Source organism: Leyella stercorea DSM 18206 (assembly GCF_000235885.1).
Taxonomy (GTDB): domain Bacteria; phylum Bacteroidota; class Bacteroidia; order Bacteroidales; family Bacteroidaceae; genus Prevotella; species Prevotella stercorea.
On the sequence record NZ_JH379375.1, the window covers coordinates 60440 to 85140 of the forward strand.

At 46.4% G+C, this 24701-nt stretch carries 27 protein-coding genes; 2 read left to right on the forward strand and 25 right to left on the reverse strand.

The window, feature by feature from the left end; all coding sequences use genetic code 11:
* Nucleotides 1-435: 435 nt before the first annotated feature.
* A complete protein-coding gene (locus HMPREF0673_RS02190; protein WP_007664625.1) occupies nucleotides 436-738 on the forward strand; it encodes a hypothetical protein in 303 nt (100 codons plus the stop codon).
* Between the two features lie 91 nt (nucleotides 739-829).
* Nucleotides 830-1231, forward strand: a complete 402-nt coding sequence (locus HMPREF0673_RS14470) for a hypothetical protein (protein ID WP_165364460.1) — start codon at nucleotides 830-832, stop codon at nucleotides 1229-1231.
* Between the two features lie 159 nt (nucleotides 1232-1390).
* Here the strand turns inward: HMPREF0673_RS14470 and HMPREF0673_RS02205 are convergent, their stop codons facing one another.
* The 25 genes from HMPREF0673_RS02205 to HMPREF0673_RS02340 all read right to left on the reverse strand — a co-directional run bounded on the left by HMPREF0673_RS02205 (nucleotide 1391) and on the right by HMPREF0673_RS02340 (nucleotide 24505).
* A complete protein-coding gene (locus tag HMPREF0673_RS02205) occupies nucleotides 1391-1885 on the reverse strand; it encodes an HD domain-containing protein (RefSeq protein ID WP_007897426.1) in 495 nt (164 codons plus the stop codon).
* A gap of 37 nt (nucleotides 1886-1922) precedes the next feature.
* On the reverse strand, nucleotides 1923-2663 hold the full coding sequence (locus HMPREF0673_RS02210) for a class I SAM-dependent methyltransferase (protein ID WP_007897427.1): 741 nt from the start codon (nucleotides 2661-2663) through the stop codon (nucleotides 1923-1925).
* Nucleotides 2644-3513 carry a nucleotidyltransferase domain-containing protein gene (locus HMPREF0673_RS02215; RefSeq protein ID WP_007897428.1) on the reverse strand — a complete coding sequence of 290 codons (870 nt, stop codon included), beginning with the start codon at nucleotides 3511-3513 and terminating at the stop codon, nucleotides 2644-2646. The genes HMPREF0673_RS02210 and HMPREF0673_RS02215 overlap by 20 nt, the downstream gene beginning before the upstream one ends.
* 22 nt (nucleotides 3514-3535) lie before the next feature.
* The gene (locus HMPREF0673_RS02220) at nucleotides 3536-3790 is read right to left on the reverse strand and encodes a DNA cytosine methyltransferase (protein ID WP_007897429.1); all 255 of its coding nucleotides are present in this window, start codon (nucleotides 3788-3790) and stop codon (nucleotides 3536-3538) included.
* 690 nt (nucleotides 3791-4480) lie between these two features.
* Nucleotides 4481-5836: an IS66-like element short variant transposase gene (locus HMPREF0673_RS02230; RefSeq protein WP_007897432.1), complete on the reverse strand. Its 1356-nt coding sequence runs from the start codon at nucleotides 5834-5836 to the stop codon at nucleotides 4481-4483.
* Entirely contained in the window at nucleotides 5793-5999 is a 207-nt protein-coding gene (locus HMPREF0673_RS13715; RefSeq protein WP_008144451.1) for an IS66 family transposase, read from the reverse strand. Before HMPREF0673_RS13715 ends, HMPREF0673_RS02230 begins: the two co-directional genes overlap by 44 nt.
* Before the next feature lie 54 nt (nucleotides 6000-6053).
* Nucleotides 6054-6404 (reverse strand): IS66 family insertion sequence element accessory protein TnpB, encoded by a 351-nt coding sequence (tnpB, locus tag HMPREF0673_RS02235; protein ID WP_007897433.1) that lies wholly within the window; start codon nucleotides 6402-6404, stop codon nucleotides 6054-6056.
* Between the two features lie 353 nt (nucleotides 6405-6757).
* On the reverse strand, nucleotides 6758-7492 hold the full coding sequence (gene erm(G), locus HMPREF0673_RS02245; protein WP_007897441.1) for a 23S rRNA (adenine(2058)-N(6))-methyltransferase Erm(G): 735 nt from the start codon (nucleotides 7490-7492) through the stop codon (nucleotides 6758-6760).
* Nucleotides 7493-8153: 661 nt separating this feature from the next.
* Nucleotides 8154-9362, reverse strand: coding sequence for a putative resistance-associated DNA invertase (locus HMPREF0673_RS02260; RefSeq protein ID WP_005816149.1), 1209 nt, complete (start codon nucleotides 9360-9362; stop codon nucleotides 8154-8156).
* Nucleotides 9363-9450: 88 nt separating this feature from the next.
* Nucleotides 9451-9948: a lysozyme family protein gene (locus tag HMPREF0673_RS02265; protein WP_005816141.1), complete on the reverse strand. Its 498-nt coding sequence runs from the start codon at nucleotides 9946-9948 to the stop codon at nucleotides 9451-9453.
* A 53-nt stretch (nucleotides 9949-10001) separates the two neighbouring features.
* Nucleotides 10002-12191 (reverse strand): type IV secretory system conjugative DNA transfer family protein, encoded by a 2190-nt coding sequence (locus HMPREF0673_RS02270; protein ID WP_005816140.1) that lies wholly within the window; start codon nucleotides 12189-12191, stop codon nucleotides 10002-10004.
* Nucleotides 12192-12271: 80 nt separating this feature from the next.
* A complete protein-coding gene (locus tag HMPREF0673_RS02275) occupies nucleotides 12272-13180 on the reverse strand; it encodes a fimbrillin family protein (protein WP_005816138.1) in 909 nt (302 codons plus the stop codon).
* Between the two features lie 66 nt (nucleotides 13181-13246).
* On the reverse strand, nucleotides 13247-13900 hold the full coding sequence (locus HMPREF0673_RS02280; protein ID WP_005816136.1) for an Lcl C-terminal domain-containing protein: 654 nt from the start codon (nucleotides 13898-13900) through the stop codon (nucleotides 13247-13249).
* An 8-nt stretch (nucleotides 13901-13908) separates the two neighbouring features.
* Complete coding sequence (locus HMPREF0673_RS02285) at nucleotides 13909-14382, reverse strand: hypothetical protein (RefSeq protein WP_425285375.1); 474 nt, start codon at nucleotides 14380-14382, stop codon at nucleotides 13909-13911.
* 71 nt (nucleotides 14383-14453) lie between these two features.
* Nucleotides 14454-15299 (reverse strand): conjugative transposon protein TraN, encoded by an 846-nt coding sequence (gene traN, locus HMPREF0673_RS02290; protein WP_005816133.1) that lies wholly within the window; start codon nucleotides 15297-15299, stop codon nucleotides 14454-14456.
* 69 nt (nucleotides 15300-15368) lie between these two features.
* Nucleotides 15369-16511, reverse strand: coding sequence for a conjugative transposon protein TraM (gene traM / locus HMPREF0673_RS02295; RefSeq protein ID WP_005816128.1), 1143 nt, complete (start codon nucleotides 16509-16511; stop codon nucleotides 15369-15371).
* Nucleotides 16495-16914 carry a hypothetical protein gene (locus tag HMPREF0673_RS02300; RefSeq protein ID WP_005816127.1) on the reverse strand — a complete coding sequence of 140 codons (420 nt, stop codon included), beginning with the start codon at nucleotides 16912-16914 and terminating at the stop codon, nucleotides 16495-16497. The genes traM and HMPREF0673_RS02300 overlap by 17 nt, the downstream gene beginning before the upstream one ends.
* Before the next feature lie 12 nt (nucleotides 16915-16926).
* Nucleotides 16927-17541: a conjugative transposon protein TraK gene (gene traK, locus HMPREF0673_RS02305; protein WP_005816126.1), complete on the reverse strand. Its 615-nt coding sequence runs from the start codon at nucleotides 17539-17541 to the stop codon at nucleotides 16927-16929.
* 3 nt (nucleotides 17542-17544) lie between these two features.
* Nucleotides 17545-17946: a hypothetical protein gene (locus tag HMPREF0673_RS02310; protein WP_005816123.1), complete on the reverse strand. Its 402-nt coding sequence runs from the start codon at nucleotides 17944-17946 to the stop codon at nucleotides 17545-17547.
* Between the two features lie 65 nt (nucleotides 17947-18011).
* On the reverse strand, nucleotides 18012-19142 hold the full coding sequence (locus HMPREF0673_RS02315; RefSeq protein WP_005816122.1) for a hypothetical protein: 1131 nt from the start codon (nucleotides 19140-19142) through the stop codon (nucleotides 18012-18014).
* Complete coding sequence (locus HMPREF0673_RS02320; RefSeq protein WP_005816121.1) at nucleotides 19142-19543, reverse strand: hypothetical protein; 402 nt, start codon at nucleotides 19541-19543, stop codon at nucleotides 19142-19144. The genes HMPREF0673_RS02315 and HMPREF0673_RS02320 overlap by 1 nt, the downstream gene beginning before the upstream one ends.
* 15 nt (nucleotides 19544-19558) lie before the next feature.
* Nucleotides 19559-20389 (reverse strand): phage antirepressor, encoded by an 831-nt coding sequence (locus HMPREF0673_RS02325; protein WP_005816120.1) that lies wholly within the window; start codon nucleotides 20387-20389, stop codon nucleotides 19559-19561.
* 43 nt (nucleotides 20390-20432) lie between these two features.
* Complete coding sequence (locus HMPREF0673_RS02330) at nucleotides 20433-21197, reverse strand: DUF5045 domain-containing protein (RefSeq protein ID WP_005816119.1); 765 nt, start codon at nucleotides 21195-21197, stop codon at nucleotides 20433-20435.
* Between the two features lie 27 nt (nucleotides 21198-21224).
* Nucleotides 21225-21950 carry a hypothetical protein gene (locus HMPREF0673_RS02335; protein ID WP_005816118.1) on the reverse strand — a complete coding sequence of 242 codons (726 nt, stop codon included), beginning with the start codon at nucleotides 21948-21950 and terminating at the stop codon, nucleotides 21225-21227.
* 14 nt (nucleotides 21951-21964) lie between these two features.
* Complete coding sequence (locus HMPREF0673_RS02340; protein WP_005816117.1) at nucleotides 21965-24505, reverse strand: hypothetical protein; 2541 nt, start codon at nucleotides 24503-24505, stop codon at nucleotides 21965-21967.
* Nucleotides 24506-24701: the final 196 nt, after the last annotated feature.

Sequence of the window (24701 nt, forward strand, 5' to 3'; positions counted from 1 at the left end):
TATATGGTTCGACCCCGTTGGGGTCGGATGTATAGGAGTCATCTGGCCATCCGCAAGTCTTTGACATTGCGGTTAACGGGGGTGAGACCCTTTTCAGGGTCTGTTTGTTTGCACACCTTCATTCTACATAAACGGCTAAATTCAAATATTAAAAGCGTTTACATATTGCAACGTATTTATCTGTTATGCTCCTATTAAATTGTTCTATATCCTTATACTTTTCAACTAAATCCTTTATCACAGGCGCATTTAAATCGACGTTTAGGGTATATTGAACAAAAGCACGTAGCATCTCATAATTATAATTTACTCAAGTTTCGGATTTAGGTTGAGAGGATAGATTTGGGCATAAAAAAGGCTTTGAGGATTTCCGTATGTCACGGAAATTTAGTAATTTAGAGGTGCCCAAACAACTAATTACAATCACTCAAAGCCATGAGCAAAATTACAAAAATTCCATCGGAGATCCGCAACTTTTTCACGGGAAAACGAATCAATCCCGCATTTTCCAAGTTTATGACCCTCCTTGAGGGGATGAGGATTTCAGACAAAGATCTCGGAGGGAAAAAACGTGAGAACTGTCAGCTTACCAACCTTCAACTTTTCCAGATCATATTGATTCTGCCGTTTATGGCCGTCCCGGGTTTTTCTCATTATGCCGGATCGTCAATCTCGAAACTGTTCGGGGGTAAGAAGGACCTACTCTATTCGTTTATGGCCAAGGACAATATAGACTAGCAACATCATCTGGCACATCGCCTGTCATCTCATCAAGGCCGTGACCATAAGGAAAGACTATCAAAAGAGCCATCTTCCGGCAGTGCTTATTGTGGATGATTCCGACCTGCCGAAGACCGGATTGAGGATGGAGTGTATTGGCAAGATATTCTCGCACGTGTTTCAGCGGTGCATTCTCGGCTACAAGCTGCTGGCCCTGTGCTGGAGCGACGGCCGCTCTCAATTTGTCGTGGACTTCTCGATTCACGGCGAGAGAGGGAAGGTCGATGGCAAGGAACAAGGTCTTACGGCCCGGCAGCGCGAGAGGCGCTACAACCGCAAGCGTGACAGAGACTGCCAGACCGAAAAACGCAAGGAAGAGTATTTCGTATCCAAGCTTGAGCGCCTGAAGAGCATGGTGAAGAGACCATTGGAGGATTGTTCGCCGATATATATGAAGGCGTACACGAGCTCACCGTCGTGGAAAAGATCTGGTCAATCATTATTGATGTAATAGCAATCGTGGCTGAGATTTTTACCATTGACGAGAACGAATTGATGGAGCAAATTATACGGGATAACCGCAGGTTCAAGGCCATGCAACTGATCGCTCAGACTGCATAAAACCTAAATCCGAAACTTGAGTAAAATACATAACTGTAATAATCTACTACTAATCTAAAATAAAGCGATTATAAGCTATCCTTTTTCCTGTGTTTGTTTTAAAGTTTTCACCTATACACTTTTTTATCTTTTCCTGTTCTTTTTCTTTATCCATAACCGTTAAATTTTCAAGCAAATCAGCTTCCCATTGTATTTGAAAATCAAGTCCATCAATTTTAGATGGAGTATGATGGTTGCCTATTATAAAGCATATTCTATCAATATTTTTGTTATAGCCTACCTTTTTTAATATTTCTTTCGCTACTGCTGGTCCTTCCTTTTCTTGATAGACACCATCAATAGAACCGTATTTTTTTTGTGCTTCAACCGCACCAATATCATGTAGTATAGCAATAATACTGATGAATTCTTTTTCTTCCTCTCCGATATTTTCTCCGTTCATTATATCTTCTGCATTTTTCAAAACTTTAAGAGTATGCTCTATGCCAAAAGGAATTTCTTTGAATACTTCTTTCATCTCTATAATAATTTTTTCTTTAAACATAAATTACCTCCATTTATACCTTATAGGTGTTTTAGTTCTATCTATCCATTTTTTTGTTGGCCGCTACAATCAGCATCATGGGACGGCGCATTTCATCCTGCATCCCCGGAATATCCATCATGTTTTCCGGCGGCTGCGGCTCCACAATCTGATTTATTATAAAACCATTTGAAAGCAGTGTATTTAGATATGTGGTCAGTGTTCTATGATATTTTGTAACCTTTTCTCCCAAAAACACAGCTGTCCGTTTGCCCTCATAATAATAATTATCCACCGGAAAATGCAGTATTTCTCCTTTTTCGTTATAATGCCAGTCTTGTGTTCCATAGGCAGTAAAAACAGGATGTTCAACCGTAAAAACTAGCTTACCACCAGACTTCAGTATTCTATATATCTTTTTTACTAAAATCTCATAATCTGCTACATAGTGAAACGCAAGTGAACTTAATATTACATCAAAACTCTCCTCTGGGAATTCCACATCTTCTATAGCACAGCATTTATATTCAACCTGTGGAAAATGTGTTTTTTCTTTGGCTACCTCGAGCATTTTATGAGAAATATCAACACCTACAACAGAAGAAGCACCGTGTTCCATCGCATAAATACAGTGCCATCCATAGCCGCATCCTAAATCAAGCACACGCTTATCTTTAAAATCCGGCAGCAGCTTTCTCAATGTTTCCCATTCTCCTGCACCGGCTAGTCCCTGCTGTGAGCGACTCATTTGACTGTATTTTTGAAAAAATATATTATCATCATATTTGTTTTCTTTCATCTGAATTCCCCTCGTTTAAAAAGTTATTTATCTCCGTTGCAATTTTTTTCACTTCTTTATAAAGCTTCTCGGTCATATCGTAGCATTCAAAAAGTGAAAGACCGAGTACTTCAAAAATATGATTAACCCTTTCGGCATATTTTTCAGGTTTATATTCAAAAGTTTCAAGCAGTTTTATAGCTTTCTTTTCGTTAATGCAATAAGCATTATTGCATGCAAATAGTACTTGATTTAAGCATGAAATAATACGAAAAACATGGCCTGCAATATAATATTTATCCTCTGCTCCCGCATTTGCTTTTACAAACATTAAAGAGAACTCTGCTTCAAATATAAAAAAGTTTATCAAGCTCTTCTTTAGAGCACCAGGGTAAATTTCTGCCTGATTTTTTAATTCGCATAAGCTTTCATTCTTAGCATATTGTATCTTGCTGATCGCCAATTCTCCACGATACATAGCACTTATATAACCATGGGGATGCCCAGTCTGATAATTGGCAGTAACAATTCCTTGCTCCGTATCTTTGATTATTTGTTCCACCCGTTTTATATCACGTAAAATCAAGTCAACATGATACCCGTTTATAACTAACCATCCGCCGCCATTAACCCAATCCCCCCACGCTCCGGGAGGTACAACAAGGTCGTTTCTATTCTCATCATCCAATTCTGTAGCAATTTGATTAATCGCTGTCAGGTCAAATGATTCTGAATTGTAATAGATTCCGATATCTATATCAGAATCCTCTGTATGGGTGCCTCTTGCACGTGAGCCCCCTAATACAATGCCTTCTATGCAAGGCAAAGAAGATAATTTCTCTGTTACTATTTGAATTACATTATCTACCATACGAACACACTCCTTTTATCGATTAAAGACAAAATACTTTCTTTCCGTAGTTCTTCGGGAAGTAATCCTTCCCGATCTGCCAAACATACTGGTCGATTTGCTTCAAGCTAAATTTATCCAAGCCATAGAAGGCACGGAAATCAATCAGTATATAAGTCTGAGCTGCTTCTTTCATAACCTCATTTGCAAATACAACCTTAATCCCGGGTCGTTCAAAGCCTACATCCATGCCACCGGCTCCGGTAAACAGGGAAACGGCTATAAGTTTTTTACTCATTTTCAGACTTCTCCTCATCGTGGATTTTAAATATTAAGCAATGCTCTTTTGAGTCCAAATAAATATCAAACTTTGTTTTTCCTTTTTCGACCCCTAAATTGGAGATTACCGACTTCGGCAAGCGAACTCGCATGTCCTGCTGCAAAAGATAGGTGTCTAAGTATATTCTCTCATCCATATCCCATTCTCCTTCTAGTGATGGACTAATTTTACCCTATTTTTAGTCTAAAATCAATCGGTTTGCTACTCTGGACAGTATAATAATATCAAGCCATCTGTACCAAAAAACGGACTTTAACCTGACAATAGTCCTATTGTCTCAATCGTCAAAAAAGTAGTTTCTTGTCTCAACCTATCAAAAGGCAGACTATGACGCTATTGTCAAAACACGAAAAAAGGGATCCCAGGAGACTGCCAAAATCGGCAAATCTCTCGAAATCCCTTTATTTATAGGCTGTTTTAGGACTTTTTTACTGATTCCTTGACAGAAGAACAACCGTCTCCACATGGCTTGAGAGGACAGAATGAATGTCATTTGAGTACGTCCGTTCTCGGAAACATATCCACTTCGCTTTTGGCACTATCGGTATACGGGAACATATCCAATCTCTCTCTGGAATGTATGTAAGCGCCCAATAACGAGGTATATTGAAAATCTCCAAAGTCACTCGACTTTGGAGATTCTTTTCTTTATTTACAATCTGCTTGTACAGTTTCTGACCATGGCAAATAAGCTTCTAGAGCTGCTTTTTTTGCGAAAGACTCTTCATTTGGCAACTTCTCCAAAAGATAGGTGAGATATTTCTCTGAGTCTAAGCCATTTCGTTTGGCAGTTTCTAAAAGTGACAGGATGATCGCGCTAGATTTGGCTCCTTCAAAACTTTGAGAGAAAAGCCAATTCTTACGTCCCATGACTAATCCTTTAATCGCACGCTCAGCCAGATTATTGGATAATACTAAGGAACCATCTGTTAAAACTGTTTTAAATGTTTCCTCATATTTCAAGGCATAGGTGATCGCACGGCCTAACTTCGATCCTGGGAGCACTGATTGATTGCGACACCAATCAAAGAACGTTGTCATCAATGGCGCTAATCTTTCTTTGCGCTTGCACAATCTTTCAGCTGAAGGCAGCTCAGCCCAAGAGGCTTCTAGTGAAAACATCTGGTCACAATAGGCTAATCCCTTGCGCCCCAATGACTGCTTATCTGCCTGTTTCGGCGTTGCTTCAAAAAATTTTCGGCGTACATGTGCCCAACAACCTACTAACTTTGCTTTAGGTAGTTGGCGATACGCTGACCACATATCACAGTGAACATAGCCATCATATTCGCCGAGAAATTCTTGAACAGCTAAGCCACTTCTGCGTTGATCATGATGATAGAGCGTGATTGGCTGTGCTGCTTGTTTTCCTGACAGGAATGTCCAGTAATAAGTCAAGGGAGTCTCATTTTCTAAAACTCTATAAGCTGTTTCATCCGCATGAAGAAGGTCTTGTGTTAATAATTTTTCGTGTAGTAGCTCATAGAGCGGTTCGAAATAATACTGACTAGACTTGATATGCCAATTAGCTATCTCCTTACGGCTAATCGGTAGCCCCATTTTCTGCCAATCCGCTTCTTGTCGATAGTTTGGCACTTTCAGTGTGAATTTCTGATGAATGGTGTGCGCAATAATAGAAGCTGAACCAAGACTATGCGCCAAGGGCGCTTTGGGTACAGGGGCCTTGATGATTTTATCTGTCGCATTTTTCTTGCTACAGGCAACACACTTATAGGCATGCTGAATATGATCCACTCGTTTTAACTGTGCAGGAACATAGATTAATTCTTGTCGTTGCACACACGAGCCGATTTCTTTTAACCTTTCATGACAATCTGGACAGGTACAAGCCTCTCCCATCAATTCATGGTGGATGACCTCTGGTTTAAATTGCTGAAAAATGGCTTGTCGTTTGCCTTTCGCTTTTTTCCGACGATAAGTAATGGTTTCTTCTTCTAAGTTACCTGGGACAGTCACTTTCTTCTTCAGGCAGTTCCACGTCATCAAACAGGCTCAATTGATTCTGGTTATAGTCACGCTTTTCAGAGGATTTACCATAAAGTTTTTTGGTAAGGTAAGCGACTTGTTCACGTAAAAGCGCAAGTTCATTAGACATTGCTTCAATTGTTTTTGTCAGTCTTTCAATCGTTTTTTCTGATGATGACATCTTCGTTAACTCCTCAAGATTTTTCTTTATTATACGCGAAAAAAAGCCGACATTTCAATAGAAATGACGACTTTGACTCTCTAAAATTTTAGGTGTAATAGAAAATCCTTTCATTAACCATTCGACTTGTTCAGGCGTTAAAGCCTGAACTTCCGTAGTATTTCTTGGCCAAGTTAGTTGTCCATTTTCAAAACGTTTATAAAGCAACCAGAAGCCTTCACCATCCCAGTAGAGGGCTTTAAATCGATCACTTTTTCCACCACAAAAAAGAAAGACGGATTTTGAAAAAGGGTCTAAAGCGAATTGTGACTGAATGAGGTAAGCCAGTGAATCGATTCCTTTTCGTAAATCCGTTTTCCCACAAACAATGTAGACGGGCCCCAGATCACTTAAGTTTAGTCCCATAAGCGAACACCTTCTCTAAAATTTCATTTCGTTGAGATACGTCAAGTGATGAGAAAAAGCTGAGCTCAATCGATCCCACTTTACAACGAAGTAAGAGCTCATTTTTAGTTCGTTGTTTAAAGTGTTGCGTGCCAGTTTTGGGCATCGCTAGAGGGACAATGGGTTGTTTCATCATAAAAAACCTCCAATCTTCTGTTTGAATACAGTATAACTGGAGGACTAGATAGATGCGATACACCTTGTTATTGGACGCTTACGAATGTATACCATACTTTTAAAAGGCAGAATAGCATTTTAACTTATGCTACCCTACCTATAACTAAACATTTACAGTTGCATGTGGCCTATTGTTTTTAGCCGTTAAATATTTTATAACTATTAAATAGCGATACAAATTGTTCGAAACTAATATTGTTTATATCATATATTCTCGCATGTTTTAAAGCTTTATTAAATTGATTTTTTGTAAACAGTTTTTCATACTCTTTGTTAACCCATTTCATTACAAAAGTTTCATATTTTTTTCTCTCTTTAAATGCCATTTTTGCTGGCTTTCTTTTTAATACAATTAATACGCTATCCACTTTAGGTTTTGGATGGAAATAATACCTAGGAATTTTTGCTAATATAGAAATATCTACCTCTGCCATTAACAGCAATGCTAGTGATCTGTTTGTATCTAATAACCCTTTAGCAAAACCATATTCCACTATTAAATAACTTATTGTGGCTGAACTTTCAAAAACAATTTTTCGAATTATATTTGTGCTTATGTTGTAAGGTATGCTGCCAAATATTTTATATGGATTGTGGCTAGGAAATGTAAATTTCAGTATATCATCATTTACTATTTGATAGTTAGGATAATTTAAGAGCTTATTACGAGTTACCTCACATAATTTAGAATCAATTTCTATCGCCGTAACAAAATTACATCTCTTTACCAATTCAGCAGTAAAATGACCTTTCCCTGCACCTATTTCAAAGATGTTATCTTTTTCATCTAAACTTATGCAATTCATTATTTTTTCTATGTGATATTTTGAAGTAATAAAATTTTGACTATCTTTTATATTTACTTTGTTCATTAGAAAACCTCCTTAATTTATTGCATCTCTTTTCGAATATTTATTCATTAATTCCTCTAACCCTGCTTCGGATGTTAGAATTTCAAGATTATTCTCGTTCTTGTAGACCCGCATGACATACCACAGTATCTTATCCTTGTCCAATACATTCACCATACTGTTTTGACATGTGTTTTTTGAGAAAAGAACGTACTCATGGTTCATCCCGATATGCGTATCGGTCTGTATATCAGCAACTTTCTATGTGTTTCAACTACAATAGTCATCTATTCTCATCTTTCTGAGTCCACCCCCTGCAAAGCCCCTCTTTACGACATAAAAATTCGGTCGGAAAAGGTATGCAAAAGATGTTTCTCTCTTTAAGAGAAACTCTTCGGGATGCAAAAATATGAAAATAACTCCAATTCACCAAATTATATAGCGACTTTTTTACAAAAATGCTAAAATTTGTTGATTTCCGTCAAGCAATTGTTGAGCAAATATGTCTTTTACGATAAAATGATACCTCAATATCAACTGTTTAGCAAAACGATATTTCTCTTAAAGAGAGAAACACCTTTTTGCTCAACAATCCCCGACTTTTTTATTATAGTTGCGGTATCACACCGCAATACAATAGTTATAAATATTGAAATAAAGGTGCTGTGAGACGCTGCACCTCCTAAAGAGAATTGATGATGAGATTGTTGGCGTTGTCAACGACAGAGGTGTCCAATGAGGAGAGGTATATCTGTGTGGTTTTCTCGGAGTCATGCCCCAATGCCTCGCTGATAGTAGATACGGGCACGTTCTTGCTCTTGGCTATGCTTGCCCAGGAGTGGCGGGCTACGTAGGTGGTCAGGGGTACGGACAGGCCTATCATTTCTCCGATTTTCTTCAACTGCTTGGTGATACGGCTATAGGCATTCTTGTACTGTCTCCAGAATATGGCTCCCTCTCCTTTTGCTATAGGGAGCAGGTAGGGAGAATCATCTGTTTTGTACTTCGCCACTATCTCCTGCATGGCAGGTTCCCATTTGATGTGCAACTGTTGTGAGGTCTTCTGACGGCGGTAAATGAGCGTACTGCCATGCAGATTGCTTGGTGTAAGTTGTGCCATATCGATGAACGACATCCCACGGGTATAGAAACTGAACAGGAACATATCCCTTGCAAGCTCCAAACGGGGGTTCAGACTCAAGTCCAGCTCTTTCAGTTGCTTGATGATTTCCAAGGGGAGTGCCCGCTTGACGGTCTTGTCGATGCCGGTATATACATGCTTGAACGGTGAGGAAGAGATGACCAGTCCGTCATCTACGGCATGATTGTAGATGGTGCGCAGGTTGCGGATGTAGAAAGAGGTGGTGTTGCGGCACAGTCCGCTGTCTTTCAGCCACTGTTCATAGCCTTGTATCGTTGTCCCATCGACTTCCTCCAATGGCACATCGCCTCCTTTCAGGTAACGCTGGAGGCTGTTGAGGGTGGTTTTGTACCTTGCTACCATCCGCTTCTTGCCGATGCGTCTCAGTTTTTCGTTCAACTCCAGCGTATAGCCGATAATGCCATGTAATTCTTTTCCCTCATGGAAGTTGTCAACGACGGTGTCTGCTGTATATGACTGCCCTTCCTTGTCCAACCGTGCAATGACCAACAGCAGTTTCTTCCTGTCAGCATCCAATGTATCTTTCAAGGAAAGAAGATAGGCTTGACGTTGTGGAGTGACGGAAGTTGGCAAAATGATGTTTGAATGGTCCGCATCCCACTCTGAGGAATAGATTCTGTACTCTGTATGGATCTGACGTGCCACACGATTGTGTATCACCTGATAATACAGGCGACCCTCTTTCTCTTGAACAGATGATGTTCTGAACTTTAATTTGATGGATGCCATAATGCTCTGACTTTAACATTGAAATTGCAATTATTACCTTTATATATAATATAAGTGACAGACAAACAGGTATAGGAGGGATGGTGCCTCACCGCTCGGCATACAACAGCTGATATTCCACCCACCTCCGTTTCCTAATGGATGCCACTGCTTTTCCCCTCCATTTGCAATAGCTCAGATAGAGTGGCAGGATGTCCCTGTCGCCACGTTCCAATCGGGTGAGCAGGGACGCTTTCGGGTATCGTCCATTGCCTAACAACTTGGCTGGTCCAATCTGGTACGAGAGGGTGGCAAGCAGATAAGCATCCCTGCCATAACGGGCATATAGGCGCAGGTGCCGGAGGAGGTCTGTCCGTAACAGCAAATCTGCACGCTGACGTGTCAGTGTTTTCGGGAAACGCTCTCCCTTCTGTAGCTGGTGACCATAGCCCACATAGCCCGGTGTGGTCTTTGGGTCGTGCCAACCCTCGAAGTGTTTGGTAATGGCTACCATCCGTTCAAACAGTGCCCTGTCAATGGTTTGGCTTTGACAGGGCACGCTACAGATGGCCAACATGCTCAATAGTACGATGATGTATCTTCTCATTACATTATTTTATATAGGAGGTGCGATGTCTCACCGCACTCTAATCAATATCACTACATCATAGTGCGGAACTGCTGAATCTCTTTAATCATGGCTTTCACGTCCTCCCCAACCTGAACGAAGTTCTTGTAGAGGATGCGCTCTCGCTCTTCTTTCGACTTGAACTTATAGAACTTAGGGAGAGGGACATACTCCGATTCCTCCTTCTTTATTTCCGTCATATCGAAGTCGGTCTTGCAGTAGAACTTGGATGTCTTGAACTCCTCGCTCTCCTGGATGTTCATGCTTCCGTTCATCCCGGTCTTGGTGACTACGAAGTCACGGGCGGTCTGTCCACATATCCAACCTGTGGGCATATCGGAGATTTTGCTTGCAGGCACCAGGCTGTCCATATTCTCATTGAGGTTGATGGAGGTCTTGTCACGGTCGATGGTCACGCCCTTTTTGAGTTGCACTACTTTACCGAAGATGTCACTCGACAGCCATTCGAGGGTTTCCTTGGCTCTTGCCGAACCGCTCACCACATTGCCCACGGTGGTGATGATTTTCTGCATACCCACCTTGCCATAATCGGCTTCCAACTGCGGAAGTTCCTGAAAGCCAAGTGCCACGCTCACCTTGTTGCTTCGGGCTGTGCCTATCAGTCGGTCTATCTTGTGGAAATACAAGGTCGGCAACTCATCGACGATGATGCTGACAGGAACGTTCTTGCCCTGTCCTGTATTCACCCTCGTTACAAGGCGGTTGAGAATCAAGGCATTCAGTGCACCGATGATGCTCTCCATCTCGGGGTCGTTGGCAATGAGCAGATAACTTGGATTCTTCGGGTCACTGACCTTCAGGTCGAAGTCATCGCCGTCCTTGTGGAATATCCAGTAAGATTCCTTGGTGGCGAGACGGGAGGTATAGACACGTAGCGTGCCAATCATACCTTCCAACTGCTCCATGGCTTTGTTGGCAAAGGCAGTCTGGAACGGGCCAAGCAAGGGGGCTACCTCGTTGTCGGTCTGAAGTACCTCGAAGATGGTCTGATAACTCTCATTGAGGAACGATAGGATATGTGGCATGTCGCTGTACTTGCCCAACCAATAAGCGGGCTGCACCTCCGCGCCCGAATGGTCGAACACCCGTCCTGTGGGTATCAGCCTTTTCGTCTTTGGGTCTTCACGCCGCTCGGCAATCAGCATCTTTCCGTCCTTGTCGTAGGGCTCCTTGCCGTAGTTGCAGAAGAAATAGATGCAGGCGGCAAGGAAGTTGACGGCAGAGGTCTGGAAGAACTGGTCGCTGCCACCGCCGCCTTCCTTCTTGCCTTTTTGCAGGGATTCAAGCAGGGTCTCGGCGGTCTCGCTCGCTGCGGCAAGGTTGTTGATGTACTTCAACTGGATGGGGTTCACACGGCGCGAATACTCCACATCCACAAAGTTGATGATGTTGAACTTCATGCCATGGGGCATCTTGCTGTCCTTGGCATTCTTGTTCTTCAAGTAATGATAGTAGAGTTTGGTGGCGAGAGTGGGAAACTTATAGTCGTACACCACCATGGCAAAGCCCTTCTCGCTGTGCTGCCTGATAAACGGCTCGATGATGGAGAAGGTCTTACCAGAACCAGGAGTACCCACAACCCATGTGCCACGGAACGGATTGACGATGTTCACCCATCCCTTGCGGAACTTGCCCTTGTAATAATAGCGCATAGGGATGTTCACGCTGTACTTGTTCTCCTGCAACTCCCTGCATTGCTCAAAGCTCTCATTCTCGAAGTTGAAGCGGTCTTTCAGCAGCCCTTCCTTCAGGAACTTAGAGATATTGTCGAGGGCGATATGCACCAATACGACACCGACGATGGAAGTGAGCATATAGAGCCAAGTGTTCAAACGGAGGGTATAGAAACAGGGCATTATCGAATGACCGAACAGCCATACGGACTGCACAATCAGCAGCACTCCCGACAGCAGCGGATAGAGCACCTGCCTGCGAGCGTCAAACTCCAGATGCTTCTTGTTGCGCGTTCCCACACAGGTGATACATATCAGCAGGAACGTAGCCACCTTGCTATACACGAGGTTGCCGTCATGGTAAATCATCCACCGCTTGATGCGAGTGTGGATATCCGTCACTACGCCGCCCAAGAAGTCCAACTGCTCCGGCTCCAGTGCGTAGGCGAAGAACTCCATCAGGATGGAGACATAAATCACCGCCCTGAATATCTTGTAAAAACCCTGTAACTCTTTGCTTTCTTCCATTTACTTTACGATGATGTTGGGTGATAATGAGAAAAGATGAAGGATGCCACGGTGGACACCCTCCAATCCTCTTATGAGTTTTATTCGTAGCCGTTGATGGTCTTCTCAGACTCTACTGTCCACGGAGAAATAGTTGCAGATATGACCTCCAAGGTGTTGCGTACAGGCTTCAATGAATAGCTGTAGGAATGACCCGCTTTCCACGTGTCGTTTGTGAGGAATACGAAGTTCTCCCCATTGCTGAGTTGCAATGTCATGTCTGGCATAACCTGTGCAGGAACATAAAGCGTATATTCCATGTGGTCACTTTGTGGGTCGCCGAAATAATAGGTCGTCACCGACTCGTCACTGCATTCTACCTTTCCGGTCTTGATGTTGAAAGTACCGCTGTCAAAATAACCGACGAACGTGAGTAGGCTTCCTGCAAAATCATTGGTGGTGAAACCGTATTCTGGTGAGGTATAGACCTTGATGATGACACGCACCATCTGATGGGTGAAGTTCAATGTAAGGCTCGGATTGGCGTATGATGCCGCTCCACTGGCAAACAGAAAATCATTGACCTTCTGCTCACTCTGTACAGCTGCCTCCGGCACTTGGAACTCTATGAGGTCGTTGGTAGGATTTGCCGTATAGGGATAGTAGGCATTGAAGGTGTGAGTGTCTGTGTCCGTGAAAAACACCTTGTTGGCTGACACAAACTGATTCGTGCCGCCGCTTCGGGTGAACTTCATATTGTTGATCATCCCTGTGGAAGAGATGCCAATCATATCATTGAGTTCCCACTGGTTGTCAACGGCTCGTGTGGAAACGGCAGGTTGCAGCATCTCCAGATTGGTGAATACCTGAAGCTGCTTGGTTGATGTGCTGTCGGTCACGACCACAGAACCTCCGCCACCGGGCAGGTAAATCTCATTGACGATGTCTTGGTCACAGGACGTGAGGAGCATGGCTCCAAGTCCCAACATTAGAAACAAATTCTTTTTCATGCTTTTTCTTTTTTAATTGTTGTACTTTGATGATGATACGGGTGATACTCGATGTCTGTATATGGGCTAATCCATAATCGTGATGATGGGTCTCGCCTTATGCGGCTGCCACTTGGGAGTCTCCTGTATGGCACCGCTTCCCAGTGAGTAAAGCCATGCCTTGGCGGTCGCTTGTCCTTCTACCTCCGTTGAAGTCCAATACCAACAGTCATCATCCTCATCGGGGATAGGTGTGCCGCCGCATTTCAGGATGTATGGGTTGATGATGTCCTTGGCATGATAGAGCAGACGCATCTGTGCCACACTGGGGATATAGGCACTTTGCCCGTAACGCCACATGTCGAAGACACGCTCAGCCAAAGGCGACTTCACATCGGTCGTGCCATAAAGGGCAAAAGTGTTCTTGTTGCCGTCGTAGGCGGTGAGGTCACAGGATGTGTCCTGTTCCACACCGATACTGTCAGCAAAGGCTTCGGGAGCGATGTCCCACAGATAGACGGCATATCCGTTTCCCTCCATTTCTTCCCTCTGATTGACGTTGAACACCACTGCAATGGCTTGCTTGCACGATTGCTCGTAGGTTTCGTAGGGCATCACCTTGCCGTCAGTGGTCAAGATATGGGTGACCTTCATGGCTGTGTCGGGAAAGTCCTGATGCTCGTCACAGGCAGTCAGCAACACCGTTGCCGCAACTGCCAAGATTGAAAACAGTTTCTTCATACGCATAGTCATTTTACAGGAAGTTTCACACCCAGGACAATACCCGTTCTGAACAGGTCTTCACCCTTGATCATCACATCGGTCTTCACCTGCCAGAAGAGCTTCCAGCCGTGTCTGAGTGTATAGTTTTGCTCATAGCCGAGGTGGATGCCACCCAAGAACCTGTCAGTATCGCTACCTGCCGATGCTCCTATGCGCATGTTGCCATGGTGGTTGCGTCCTCTTGCCACACAGGGCTTATAGGCAAAGCCGAAACCATAACTGCGGTAGTTGTTCCAAAAACTCTCAGGACAGACATGACCGCACGATGCGCACTCGTTCCACTTGATATATCCGTTTGCAAAATACTCCCACGCATTGTGGTACTTCGTCTCATACTCGTAGGACAGCGTCACGTCCAGTCCTCGCTCATACAGGCATCCGAACCCCAAGGATATGCGGTCGCTATTCTGCTGCGCCATTGCCGGAGTCATGCTTGCCATAAAACAGATGACAACGAGTAAGGTATGCACAAGCCAATTCCTCACTCCTAATTCCTCATTCCTAATTCTCATTATTCCTCCTCCAACAGTATATGGTTAAACGAATCGGCAGACAGCACATCCTCATAGTCGATGCTGAGCGAGATGGTGCGTCCACTTATCTGTTTTTCCGACAGCTCGATGGTCAGCACCTTGTCGTTGGGGAAGGTCATCTTCTTCACCACAATCACGTTGCGATAGCCATACTTGAAGGTCTTCGCATCGTCCAACACAAGAGATGGGGTCAGTTCCACTATCTGCGCATTGGTAGCCTTGCTCTGCTTCTTGTCCGATAGTTTGATGCGCATCTCGTCGATGTCGAAGCGGATGTTGGTCTTGTTCTCCACGGAGAAGTCGATGAAGAAATATTCGCCCACGCTGTAGATGTTGTTCAGGCGCATTACCATGCGGTGCATCTTCGTCGCCACGTTGCGGTATTTGGCAGACGATGACCATATCTGACGTGCATACTTGGTCATGTCGGCAGTGGACAGGCTTACAGCGGGATTGTTGTAGGCATTGCGCTCCGAGCATTCTATTTCCTTATCGGTTACTGCCTCCTGCATCCTCGTGGTATAGAGCAGTGCATACTGCGTGCGGTAGCGTTCCGTCACGATTGTCACTATCGCCAACACCTCACCGTCGGCATACACGTTGTCCTTCGGCTTCAGGCGGATGGTGTTGTTGATGGGTTGGTCGCCCACCACCTTGTCTGTGGATATATCGACAAAGCGGATGGGTTCGGAGGCGGTGATGACGGTGGTCACTTGGTCGTTGACCGTCAGCTGCTCCATCTCCATGTAGGTGGTCTGCGCCTTGGCTGAAAGCACGCTCAGCGAAAGCAATGCACAGACATTCATTTTCTGAAAACAATTCATATTAGTTGATTTTTTGATGTTTATACTCTATGAGCCACCGTTCCCGACAATTCCGTTGTCGGGCAGTGTCTATTTCCTTTTCTCTTTCCCATTTACAAGGTAAACAAACGTCCCATACTTCAGCTTCACTTTGTTCTTCTTGATAGCCTTGCTGATGGCATTGCTTGTCTTCTGGTAGGCATTGGTCACGGCTTGCATTCCCCATTGCGAGAAACTGTTGTTCGCTCCACTCTGGTCGATGTTCATGTTGCTCTGCATAGCACCGCTCGCCACATCTTTCGTGGTCTCACGGAACTGGCTGCCGGGGACATACAGTCCCTCCAGTCCGTCCGTGTCATAAAGCGAAAGCGAAACCTTTATCAGCTCGTCATCCACAAGGATGGAGTTGATGCTACCCTTCACTCGCTGCGAACCGAAACCGCTCATGGTGGCATAGAGGTACGACCCTTTCTTCACCACGGTCTCACCAATCTCAATATCGTCCAACAGTCTCAGCCGCACCCTCGACCCGTCCGTAGCCTTCACGTCCTCGTCAATGATGGCCTTGATGAGCTTTGGCTCATGCTCGTTCTGCGTCAGGGTGTTGAAATAGTCCGAAGTCACCTTCACCTTCTTCACCACCTCCTGTGCCTTGTCCTCCTCGTCCAGTGCCTTCACCGCCTTGCTGTCCTCGGCAATCTGACCTTTCACCTCAATCTGCTCCTTGGGAGGCCCAGCCTGTGTGGTATCCTGGGCCACGGGGGCAACTGCCGCCTGTCCTCTCAGCCTCGCTTCGGCGAGTGCCTTGTTGAGTGCTTCGAGTGCTTCCGCTTCTCGCGCCTTGGCATCGGCCACTTCGGCTGCATCGTCCTTCTCTTCTGCCTGACGGACGAGTTCCGCAAGGTCTTCTTCTGTGTACTTGGATTCATACGCTTCTTTCTCTTCTTCGTTGTCACGCTCAATGTTATCAACAGCCGAATAGTCTGCTATGCGACCATACGACTTCGCCATGTTCTCATACTTGCCACCGATGCCGTCACCATTCTTAATCTGCGCTCCGGGCAGGTTGGGGTTCAGAAACTCGGTGGTCTGCAGGTTCTTGTCCTGCGTTTCCGCCACCTCCGTATTGAACATGTCAAAGACAAAATAGCCTGTGGCAATCAACGGGATGTACACGATGGCTGGCAGCATGTACTTCGGCTGACGGAAGTTTATCTTATCTGTTATTCTCATCGCTGTCTGATTTTGATGTTACTGACTTGTCTCGATTCTCCTCGTTGGTTCGATGCGTCACGGGAGGAGTGATGCAATGGGCTGCATTCATCATCTGCTTCATGCGCCCTTCCTGCCGCTCGATGGCACTTGCAGCCTCCGTCCGATGACCGTAATACCGCACCATCCTGTAGATGTTGATGCCGAAGCACGTGGCGACAAAGCCGAAGACGATGACGAGAAACAGCGTCTTGTGGGCATTGGCAAAGCCTTGCACCTTAGCCGCCGCACGGTCTATCCTCGCGGTCTTGGCAAACTTGCGCCCTGCCGCCACCTCCTTCTCATACCGCTTCTTGTACTTGGGGTCGTTCTTGTCGGGCATATCCTCGCCCACAAGCATCCGTCTGATTCCTTTTACACTCATACCGCTAGGATATTAGAAGTTTGACTTCGACTTCTGCTCAATATCCTTGTTGAGCAAGGTTCTCCAGTTCGTGATGAGCAGTCCATGAGGATTGTTCTCCGTCCTCGGCACGCGCTTCACCTGTCCCGCCGTCACCAATTCACGCATCAGAATATTGCTCCTTCGCTCTATCCTTTGCCTACCGTAGTAGGTGAACTCCATCTTCTCCTTGTTGAACTTGATGCTGTCGCAAAAGATGCTGAACACGGCACTCGTACCCATGATATTGTTGTAAAAGCCCTTTTCCTTCAGCGTATTGTACTGCGCCAAACCAGTTTCATCGACCAAATACATCGCCTTCTCCATCGAATAGCGGATGTACTTGTCATCGGGAGCAAGCGTAAAGAAGTAATGGTGGAACATCTCGATATGGCTCTTTGCCTCCACATCCAGCGTTTCCTCCATCGTGGTGCGGTTCACCAGTATGGGCACGTTGCCGTCCAATACATACACCTTTTGCTGCGCGTCCGTCACCATGCAGCGCGCCGTCCAGATGCTCGACACCGAGATGATGATGCAGCCCATGAGGAACGCAGAGCAGATGATGCCCACCAGCTTGATTTTGTTTTCTAAGTTCTTGATTACCATACGTTACTGCTTGTTTGAGGTCTGATTTCTCTTCATTCTCACATATTCACGGTGCAGGATGGTGTATATGTCCTTCTCAACTTCTTCCACCAGTTTGGCGTAATACTTGATGCAAGCCTCTACGTAGATGCCTTCGTATTTCAGTTGGATCCACACCCACCAGATGTCACGTTCACGTCTCCGTCGATTTCTGTAGATTTTGGCACGATGCAAGCGATAACTCAGGTAATCTACCATAGGCACTACATACTCGTCGTTATCCTCAAAGCCTTCTGCCATCTCCTCATACTGTGGGTCGATGTAGTTGTTTTCGGAATTGAAAAACTCTTCCTTTGCACGCTTGTTGGCAAACGCCATGAATTTCTCATCTTTGAGCCAACGCTCAATTTCATTTTTTGCTTTCATTTTTCTTGATGGTTACTTTTATTTGTTTCAATAGGAGGTGCGGTGACTCACCGCACACTCACATGTTATCTCATCACGGTCGCCATGGTTCCCGTAGCCGTCATCTTGGCTTGTTGTGCCACGCCCTCGCCGAAGTTTCGGGTTGAGAAGGCGGTGTCGCCCTCTGGTATCATCCATGCCGCAAGGTCGGGCACGAGGTTCAGGCATTTCAACGCCACGATGCTCGCTGCCATCAGATAGCCTGCCGAGAAGAACGAGTTTTGCAGATAGGCTGCCATCGTCTGCTCACTGGCGGTGATGGCCGTCAGGTTCTCTACCTGTATGCAGAGCACAATATCAAACAGCAACAGGACGTAGAAACCGACGAAGTAGAGCATGGCTCCGTAGAAATGAACTGTCAAATAACGGGTTAGCCACTTCGCCCACGCTCCTTCCCACTTGGGCAGCAACGAAAATGCCCATTGTATTGGACCGAATATAGTGAGCATTCCGAGCAATATCTGCTGACAGTATATCGTCGCCCACCAACCGATGCGGAACACGATCAGGGCTATCAGCATCACTATCTTGTCGATGCCCACCACGGCCCCTGCCGTCAGTGAGGTGAACCACAGTTTGCTGGCATCCTTCTCCATGTTGGTCACTTCGTCCACGCCCGTCTGCTCCATCGTCGCCTCTATCAGGTTGGGGTCTGATGTGCCCTTATGCGCCACGTCTGCCTGTGCCTGGAGGTCAGTGTACATCGAGTCCCTGACATATACCAACTGCTGCACCTCCTCAAACTTGTCGGAAATTTGGGTCGCCTCTGCCTCATAGAGGTCGTGGGTGTAACTGCCGATGCAATTGGGAATATAGGATAGAAAATCCAATACGCACCAGCTGCTGCCGCTGTTGGTCATGCCTGTGTCAGCAGGTGGGTACCACCAACAGAGGATGATGCTCACCACCAAGGGCTTGAACAGTTTCATCACGTCCAACGGTTCGTTCTTCACCATCATCTTGTAGGCCATGCTTGCCGCCACGATGATAGAGAACAGTGCCGCCAATGCCATACACATTTGGAGGATCCACCAGAACGGCCCTTGTGAGCCTGTGAAGGTGGCATCGGTCAGGAACTCGTTGGTCTGGAATATCACATCGTCAATCTCCTCTTCGAGGATGTTGATGCCGAAATCGCTGAGTATGTTGTCTGCCATCAGTGCCTGGTTCTATTGTTGATAATCTCTTTGATAAACTCTATGCCTTTCGGTGTCCATGACAGATAGAAGTGGTAGAAGCAGCGCATCCTGCCTGTGACATATACCGCAATGCCCTTGTCCTGAAGGTCTTCACGCAGTTTCCACATTCCATATTCCTTGGTGATGATGCCTTCCTCTTTGAGGGTCTTCACAATCTTGCCGTAGTAACTTCCGACATATTTGTGAAGCTTTGACATTGAAACTACCTCTAAATCAGATGGCATATAATGCTCATCAACGATGGGTGTCCTGCCGATAACGCTGATTCGCTTCGGCATCCTTGACATCTCCAACTGCCACTTGCCGTTTTTCCTCTTGGCGGCATAGAGACGTAACTGTATTTTTGATATTGATTCCATAGCTATTTCTTTATTTTATGTTCTTTCGATAACAGGAATGACTCCCACGCTCTTCAGTTTCTCATAGAGGAAGCGGCGACCTTTCTGTGTCCATTTGGTGTTCATGCGCACATCCTCCGTACCGTCCTTGTGTTTAATGAGGTAGGTCTCGCTGGTCACATAACCGCAGTCCTTGTAGTCGGCATACAGAATCCACTGCTTGCCACGCTGATACTGGATGTTCATCTCCTTCAGACGTCGGTTGAAGCGGATGGACGACTCGCCATAGTCCTGTGCTATCTGTGTGACCAGGACACTGCTCTTCGTGGCAAGGATGATGTCAAGGTAACTCACCTTGTCCTTCATCTCCGTCACCTCCTGTTGCAGGTCATCCACCTTGGATCCCAACTCAACGATGCGTGTCCTTTGGTGTTCACACTCCTGTTCGACAAGCAGACGCTTTTGTCGTTCTTCCTTCAGATTGACTGCTAACCGTATCAGGAAGTCTGGCTCTGCCAATGCCTTCTCGATGGTCTGCTGTGTCATATAGGCACCATGCTTGCGGATAGAGGGGAGCACCTCCGATGTCACCCACTTGCGGAAACGTTTGGCTTCGGGTTTGCGACTGTCAAGGATGACATCATACAGTCCGTCTTCATTGATAAAGTTTGTAACCTGTTCTCTTCCAAGACTATCCGAGATGGGGTACTTTGAAAGTACATCATCCGAAAGTCGTTGTACCAACTTGCTGGTTTTTAGTCCAAGAACTCTTGCCACATCAGCCAAACAGAACAAGGGTTGCTCTGGTGTTCCTGTGGTTCGGACTGCTCCAAATTCCTCGTTGTTGAAAATCTGAATATCGTTCATATCTCTATGCTGTTTTGTGATTATTTCTTCTCTTCCCTTATTTCTATCTGTTCACACTTTCTTCACCCTCACCGCTGTTGGCATCATCGCCGTCAGTGCCTGTCGAGCTCCTCACGCCCTTCATGTTTTCCTGCCAACGGCTCTTGGCATCGCTGATGATGCTGCCTTTATGTACTACACGGTCGTTGGTGGCTGCCAAGAGGGCGGTAGTCTGGCTTTGGGTGTTGAGCTGCACAAGGTATTTCAGTAGTGTCTCGTTCTGTGTCGTCAGGTCGGCATAGATGCTAAGATACTGCCGCTTTCTCTGTGCATTGGGCATATAGGCATCCTTGGTGGCTTTCACGGCACACTGGTACATATTGTACAGTTCCTCCCACCGACGCTTGTCGTTGATGGTGCCTCCTGTAGGGATGATATGGTCTATGTTCGCCTTCATCTTGTCCAACTGACCGTTGATCTTGCTGCTTTCGGCAAGCCAGGCGAGGTCTATCTGTCGGTCGGCTACGTTCAAGGCTTCCACCTCAGCACGCTTGGTGAGGGCAGAGTCTATCTTCTCCGCATCATCTACTTGGTTGTAGAGGTTGATGCCGGCAAGAGTGCGGAAACCTAACTTGTTCTTCTCTGCCGCTGTCTTCTTATAGTTGTTATGTAACAGCCAATAATAGAACTCAGGGGTGAGAGAACCGCCACCTGTCTCCATCACCGTTATCTGGTTCTGCTTGGAGGAGTCGTGGTTGTAGGTCACGCTCTGGGCTGTGGCTTTGATGGTGGTTGCTACCGCCATGATGAGTATCATTGTCTTCTTCATGTCCGTTCTTCTTTTGTTTACAATCCGTCAATAGTCAAGTTTTCCTGCCACTTTCCATCGGCTGAAGGCATCTTCCAGTATCTCTTCCTTCGTCCTCGTCCGATACACCTTCTCCTTCCAATAGCCCATGCGCAGCTGCACATACCGCCATGTCTGGAAGTAGGCTTGGTTCAGATGTTTTTCTATCAGGTCCAACGAATTGTTGATATTGTCCAACACCATCAGCAGGTCGGAAGTTGAACAGGCTGCCGCTCCTGTGGCATACAACACGAGGTCGTTGACGCTATGGTAGAGTTGGCTTCCTTCGTTGTATATGTTGTCGATGGCTTTCTTGTTGATGCTGATGAGCATCGTGTCAGCCAGTTCGATGTGTTTCCGCTTGATGACCTTATCATTGAAGTCCTCCAACAGGTTCTTGTAGTCACTGATGCGGTCGCTCACCGTCTGGTAGGTGCTCTTCACGTTCAGCACCGTGCGCAACGACTGGTACATCACATCGATGATGTCGAAGGCCCGGGTGTATTTGTCCAAATCCACATTCAGTTCCTTGTATTTGCCCACCTCTTCACTGCTGTATTCATGCAGCAGTTGATTGCTGTACTCCAAAGTGCTGCGTGCCAGCAAGAGGCTGCGCTGCTTCTTGTGGTCGTTGATGTATGCTTCCACCGATACCGCATCGAATCCCCATTGCGCCAAGGCTGTATTGGGGAAGAGGGTAATCAGCAGGAGAGCTATGATGATGGTATGTCTCATTCTCCGTTCCTCCCTCAGTTTTCGTTCTCGTTATCTTCACCATTCCCTCTGTTAGGGTCTGCATTCTCTCTCCATCGCTCGTAGCACTCTTCAATGAGTGTCCTTCTGCGACCTTGGTCTGCGTCGATTGAAGGAAGAATGTCCTTCAGCACGTCAATGATGCTGCGCTTGTAGTGCATCATTTTTTCTAATGATACCAAGTCGGCGTAAATCTTGGTGATACGGCTATCTACTTCACGGGCTATCTCCAGACGGTCGCTCGACCAGAGCAGGTGTATTACATCGTCATTGTCGGCGGTCTGGGTTGCCTCGCTCTTGGCATATTCTGTGGTGATGCTGCACGACGGGAACTCCTGGGCTATCTCCGAGATACGGCTGTTCACCTGCCTCGTCTTCTCCTCGTCAGAGGCATTCGGGTCAAGGGTCAGCACATCCACCACCTGTGTGTCGGTGTATTCCGAGGTCAGCTCCCACGATATTTGCAGTATCGCACGGTGTATCTTGATGCCAAGGAAGTACTTGGGCTTCCTTGCAATGGACAGTGTCGCCTTGAAGGTGATAATGCCGTTGATGTTGGGCATGGTGGCAGTTCGGACGTAGGTGTAGCCGTTCCACGAACCGGCACCTTGCCACGTGAGATTGTAGGCTGACTTCACATCCTGCATGATGGCAGGGATGCGGTAGTAGTCATCGGTGGAGGTGGCATTGTCGTTAGCCGCCTCGCTCTTGGCATTCTGTATGTCTGCCAACTGCTGCTGCCATGTCGCCAATTCCTTCTTCAGGTTGTCTATCTTCGTCTTGTTGACATTATGTTGCTGCCGCAAGGCAGGGGCTTCCTCCACAGAGGCATTGGCTATCTGCGTGAGCAGGTTCCTGTTCTCTGTCTCCAACTGGCTTATCTGCGCCTCCAACAGGGCTATCTTGCTATTCGCCTCACGTTCCTTCTCGTCCAGTTCCGATAGGTCGAGATTATTTTCTGATACGCTTGTCCTCATGGCGCATTCCTTGCTGTGGGCATTGAGCGAACCGCCGCACTCACGGCACTTGTACTGCGTGCTGCCCTGTCCGAGGGTGACACCGTCCGAACAGGTGACGCTGATGGTCACGCTCTCCACGCCCTTCAGTTTGGCGGCATCGGTGGCTTGATAGTAACGGCGTGCGTCACTGCCGATGTAATAGACATAGCCCTCCTCGTTGTCGTTATACTCCGAGAGACGTGCCTGCAACTGACGCTTGAAGGTATTCAAGTCCATGCTGTAGGAGTCGAAGACATCCTCATACACCTCTTCCACGTTGTTCCAGCTCTTGGTAACGTGTATCTCGTAGGCGTAGGCCTTCTTGGTCTGCTTGCCGCCACGGCTGATGATGTACGACGACATCCAATAGTTCATCGTATAGGTGAAGCCGTCGCTCTGGGCGTTGAGCTGCTGCACACGGCTGCGGCTCCATCCGGCATGGTTCTCCGAGTTGGCCAGTATCTGCTCTCGCTGCGTGCTGTTAGGGTAGAAGTTGGGGTCGGAGGTGTTGATACGATACCAATGGTCACCGTTCAGAATACTGTTGTCATCGGTCGGCGGATAGTAGTCACAGAGGCTTACGCTGCCTTGGTCTCGTCGGGCAATGTACCAACGCTGTGTATAGTAGTTGCCCTGCGTCTCGCTCAGATAGTCTGTCATCCACGAGGTGATGTTGTAGTTGGAGAGGTCGAAGAGGGCTGCCACGTTGTCCTCGCCACCCACCAGACTAAGGAGTGTGCTGCCGATGCCGTTCTCTGCCTGTTCATAGAGGTCATGGTAGTTGTCATAGATGTCGATGATTTTACTCACCTTGCCATTGAAAAGGTCGTTGAAGGCACTCTGCTGCAAGAGTGCGCCTGATGCCCCGTTGATACCTGCCGTCGCCAACGATGCTCCCATATTGTAAAGCGTCTCGATGTCGGCGGTGAGGTTCTCCACGGTGAAGTTGCCGGGCACACTGGCGATGTCATCCAACAGCTGCTGCCAATCTACATTGCCTATCTCCGAGAGTTTGAGGATGGCGGCTATCTCTTGGTTGATTTCCAAGAACTGAATGTCGGCAAAGGTCAAGCTACTGTTGGTCACGACACTCTCAAACTGCATACACAGCGACTTTGTGTCGGCGCATATCTTCATCAGGTAACTGCCCCAGTAGAGGGCGGTCTGCGGACTTTTCAGCATCATTCCTGCCACCGTCCATATCTTGGGCATAATCTTGTTCGCCACCATATTGTGGATGCGGCGGTAATAGTAGTTCTCCGTGCTACTGCTCCAAATGCCGAGGTCGGTGAATGCCTTGCGCTCCAAGAACTTGGCAGCGAAGATGCCGGCAGTGGCAACCTCTGCGGCATTGTAGTGCTTCAAGATTTCGCCCACCTGCTCGTTATAATAGCTCTCTGCCATAGCTCCAGCACCGAATGCGGCAGCCATGGCGGCAACGATCTGCTTGTCGTAGTTCACGCTGTAATACTGCGCATGAACCCTTCCCACGACAAGTGTAAGACACATATATATTATAATAAGGTATAAACGTCTCATTGCTTCACTACTTTACGTTTTTACTACTTTCAGTTTCTACTATTCCACTACTTTACTACTTGTAGTATTTACTATTGGTAGTATTCACTACTAATCGTATTTACTACTAATCGTAAATACTACCCAGCCACCGTTCCCGAAAGTTTTGCTTTCGGGCATCTGGGCTTTACGTCTATTCCGGGATTTCCGTTTCCAT

Excerpts from the sequence above, each read along its gene's own strand:
- HMPREF0673_RS02190 (WP_007664625.1), top strand. The coding sequence starts at position 436 with ATGAGCAAAATTACAAAAATTCCATCGGAGATCCGCAACTTTTTCACG.
- HMPREF0673_RS02205 (WP_007897426.1), bottom strand. The coding sequence starts at position 1,885 with ATGTTTAAAGAAAAAATTATTATAGAGATGAAAGAAGTATTCAAAGAA.
- HMPREF0673_RS02210 (WP_007897427.1), bottom strand. The coding sequence starts at position 2,663 with ATGAAAGAAAACAAATATGATGATAATATATTTTTTCAAAAATACAGT.
- HMPREF0673_RS02215 (WP_007897428.1), bottom strand. The coding sequence starts at position 3,513 with ATGGTAGATAATGTAATTCAAATAGTAACAGAGAAATTATCTTCTTTG.
- HMPREF0673_RS02220 (WP_007897429.1), bottom strand. The coding sequence starts at position 3,790 with ATGAGTAAAAAACTTATAGCCGTTTCCCTGTTTACCGGAGCCGGTGGC.
- HMPREF0673_RS02230 (WP_007897432.1), bottom strand. The coding sequence starts at position 5,836 with ATGACGTGGAACTGCCTGAAGAAGAAAGTGACTGTCCCAGGTAACTTA.
- HMPREF0673_RS13715 (WP_008144451.1), bottom strand. The coding sequence starts at position 5,999 with ATGTCATCATCAGAAAAAACGATTGAAAGACTGACAAAAACAATTGAA.
- tnpB (WP_007897433.1), bottom strand. The coding sequence starts at position 6,404 with ATGGGACTAAACTTAAGTGATCTGGGGCCCGTCTACATTGTTTGTGGG.
- HMPREF0673_RS02260 (WP_005816149.1), bottom strand. The coding sequence starts at position 9,362 with ATGGCATCCATCAAATTAAAGTTCAGAACATCATCTGTTCAAGAGAAA.
- HMPREF0673_RS02265 (WP_005816141.1), bottom strand. The coding sequence starts at position 9,948 with ATGAGAAGATACATCATCGTACTATTGAGCATGTTGGCCATCTGTAGC.
- HMPREF0673_RS02270 (WP_005816140.1), bottom strand. The coding sequence starts at position 12,191 with ATGGAAGAAAGCAAAGAGTTACAGGGTTTTTACAAGATATTCAGGGCG.
- HMPREF0673_RS02275 (WP_005816138.1), bottom strand. The coding sequence starts at position 13,180 with ATGAAAAAGAATTTGTTTCTAATGTTGGGACTTGGAGCCATGCTCCTC.
- HMPREF0673_RS02280 (WP_005816136.1), bottom strand. The coding sequence starts at position 13,900 with ATGAAGAAACTGTTTTCAATCTTGGCAGTTGCGGCAACGGTGTTGCTG.
- HMPREF0673_RS02285 (WP_425285375.1), bottom strand. The coding sequence starts at position 14,382 with ATGGCAAGCATGACTCCGGCAATGGCGCAGCAGAATAGCGACCGCATA.
- traN (WP_005816133.1), bottom strand. The coding sequence starts at position 15,299 with ATGAATTGTTTTCAGAAAATGAATGTCTGTGCATTGCTTTCGCTGAGC.
- traM (WP_005816128.1), bottom strand. The coding sequence starts at position 16,511 with ATGAGAATAACAGATAAGATAAACTTCCGTCAGCCGAAGTACATGCTG.
- HMPREF0673_RS02300 (WP_005816127.1), bottom strand. The coding sequence starts at position 16,914 with ATGAGTGTAAAAGGAATCAGACGGATGCTTGTGGGCGAGGATATGCCC.
- traK (WP_005816126.1), bottom strand. The coding sequence starts at position 17,541 with ATGGTAATCAAGAACTTAGAAAACAAAATCAAGCTGGTGGGCATCATC.
- HMPREF0673_RS02310 (WP_005816123.1), bottom strand. The coding sequence starts at position 17,946 with ATGAAAGCAAAAAATGAAATTGAGCGTTGGCTCAAAGATGAGAAATTC.
- HMPREF0673_RS02315 (WP_005816122.1), bottom strand. The coding sequence starts at position 19,142 with ATGGCAGACAACATACTCAGCGATTTCGGCATCAACATCCTCGAAGAG.
- HMPREF0673_RS02320 (WP_005816121.1), bottom strand. The coding sequence starts at position 19,543 with ATGGAATCAATATCAAAAATACAGTTACGTCTCTATGCCGCCAAGAGG.
- HMPREF0673_RS02325 (WP_005816120.1), bottom strand. The coding sequence starts at position 20,389 with ATGAACGATATTCAGATTTTCAACAACGAGGAATTTGGAGCAGTCCGA.
- HMPREF0673_RS02330 (WP_005816119.1), bottom strand. The coding sequence starts at position 21,197 with ATGAAGAAGACAATGATACTCATCATGGCGGTAGCAACCACCATCAAA.
- HMPREF0673_RS02335 (WP_005816118.1), bottom strand. The coding sequence starts at position 21,950 with ATGAGACATACCATCATCATAGCTCTCCTGCTGATTACCCTCTTCCCC.
- HMPREF0673_RS02340 (WP_005816117.1), bottom strand. The coding sequence starts at position 24,505 with ATGAGACGTTTATACCTTATTATAATATATATGTGTCTTACACTTGTC.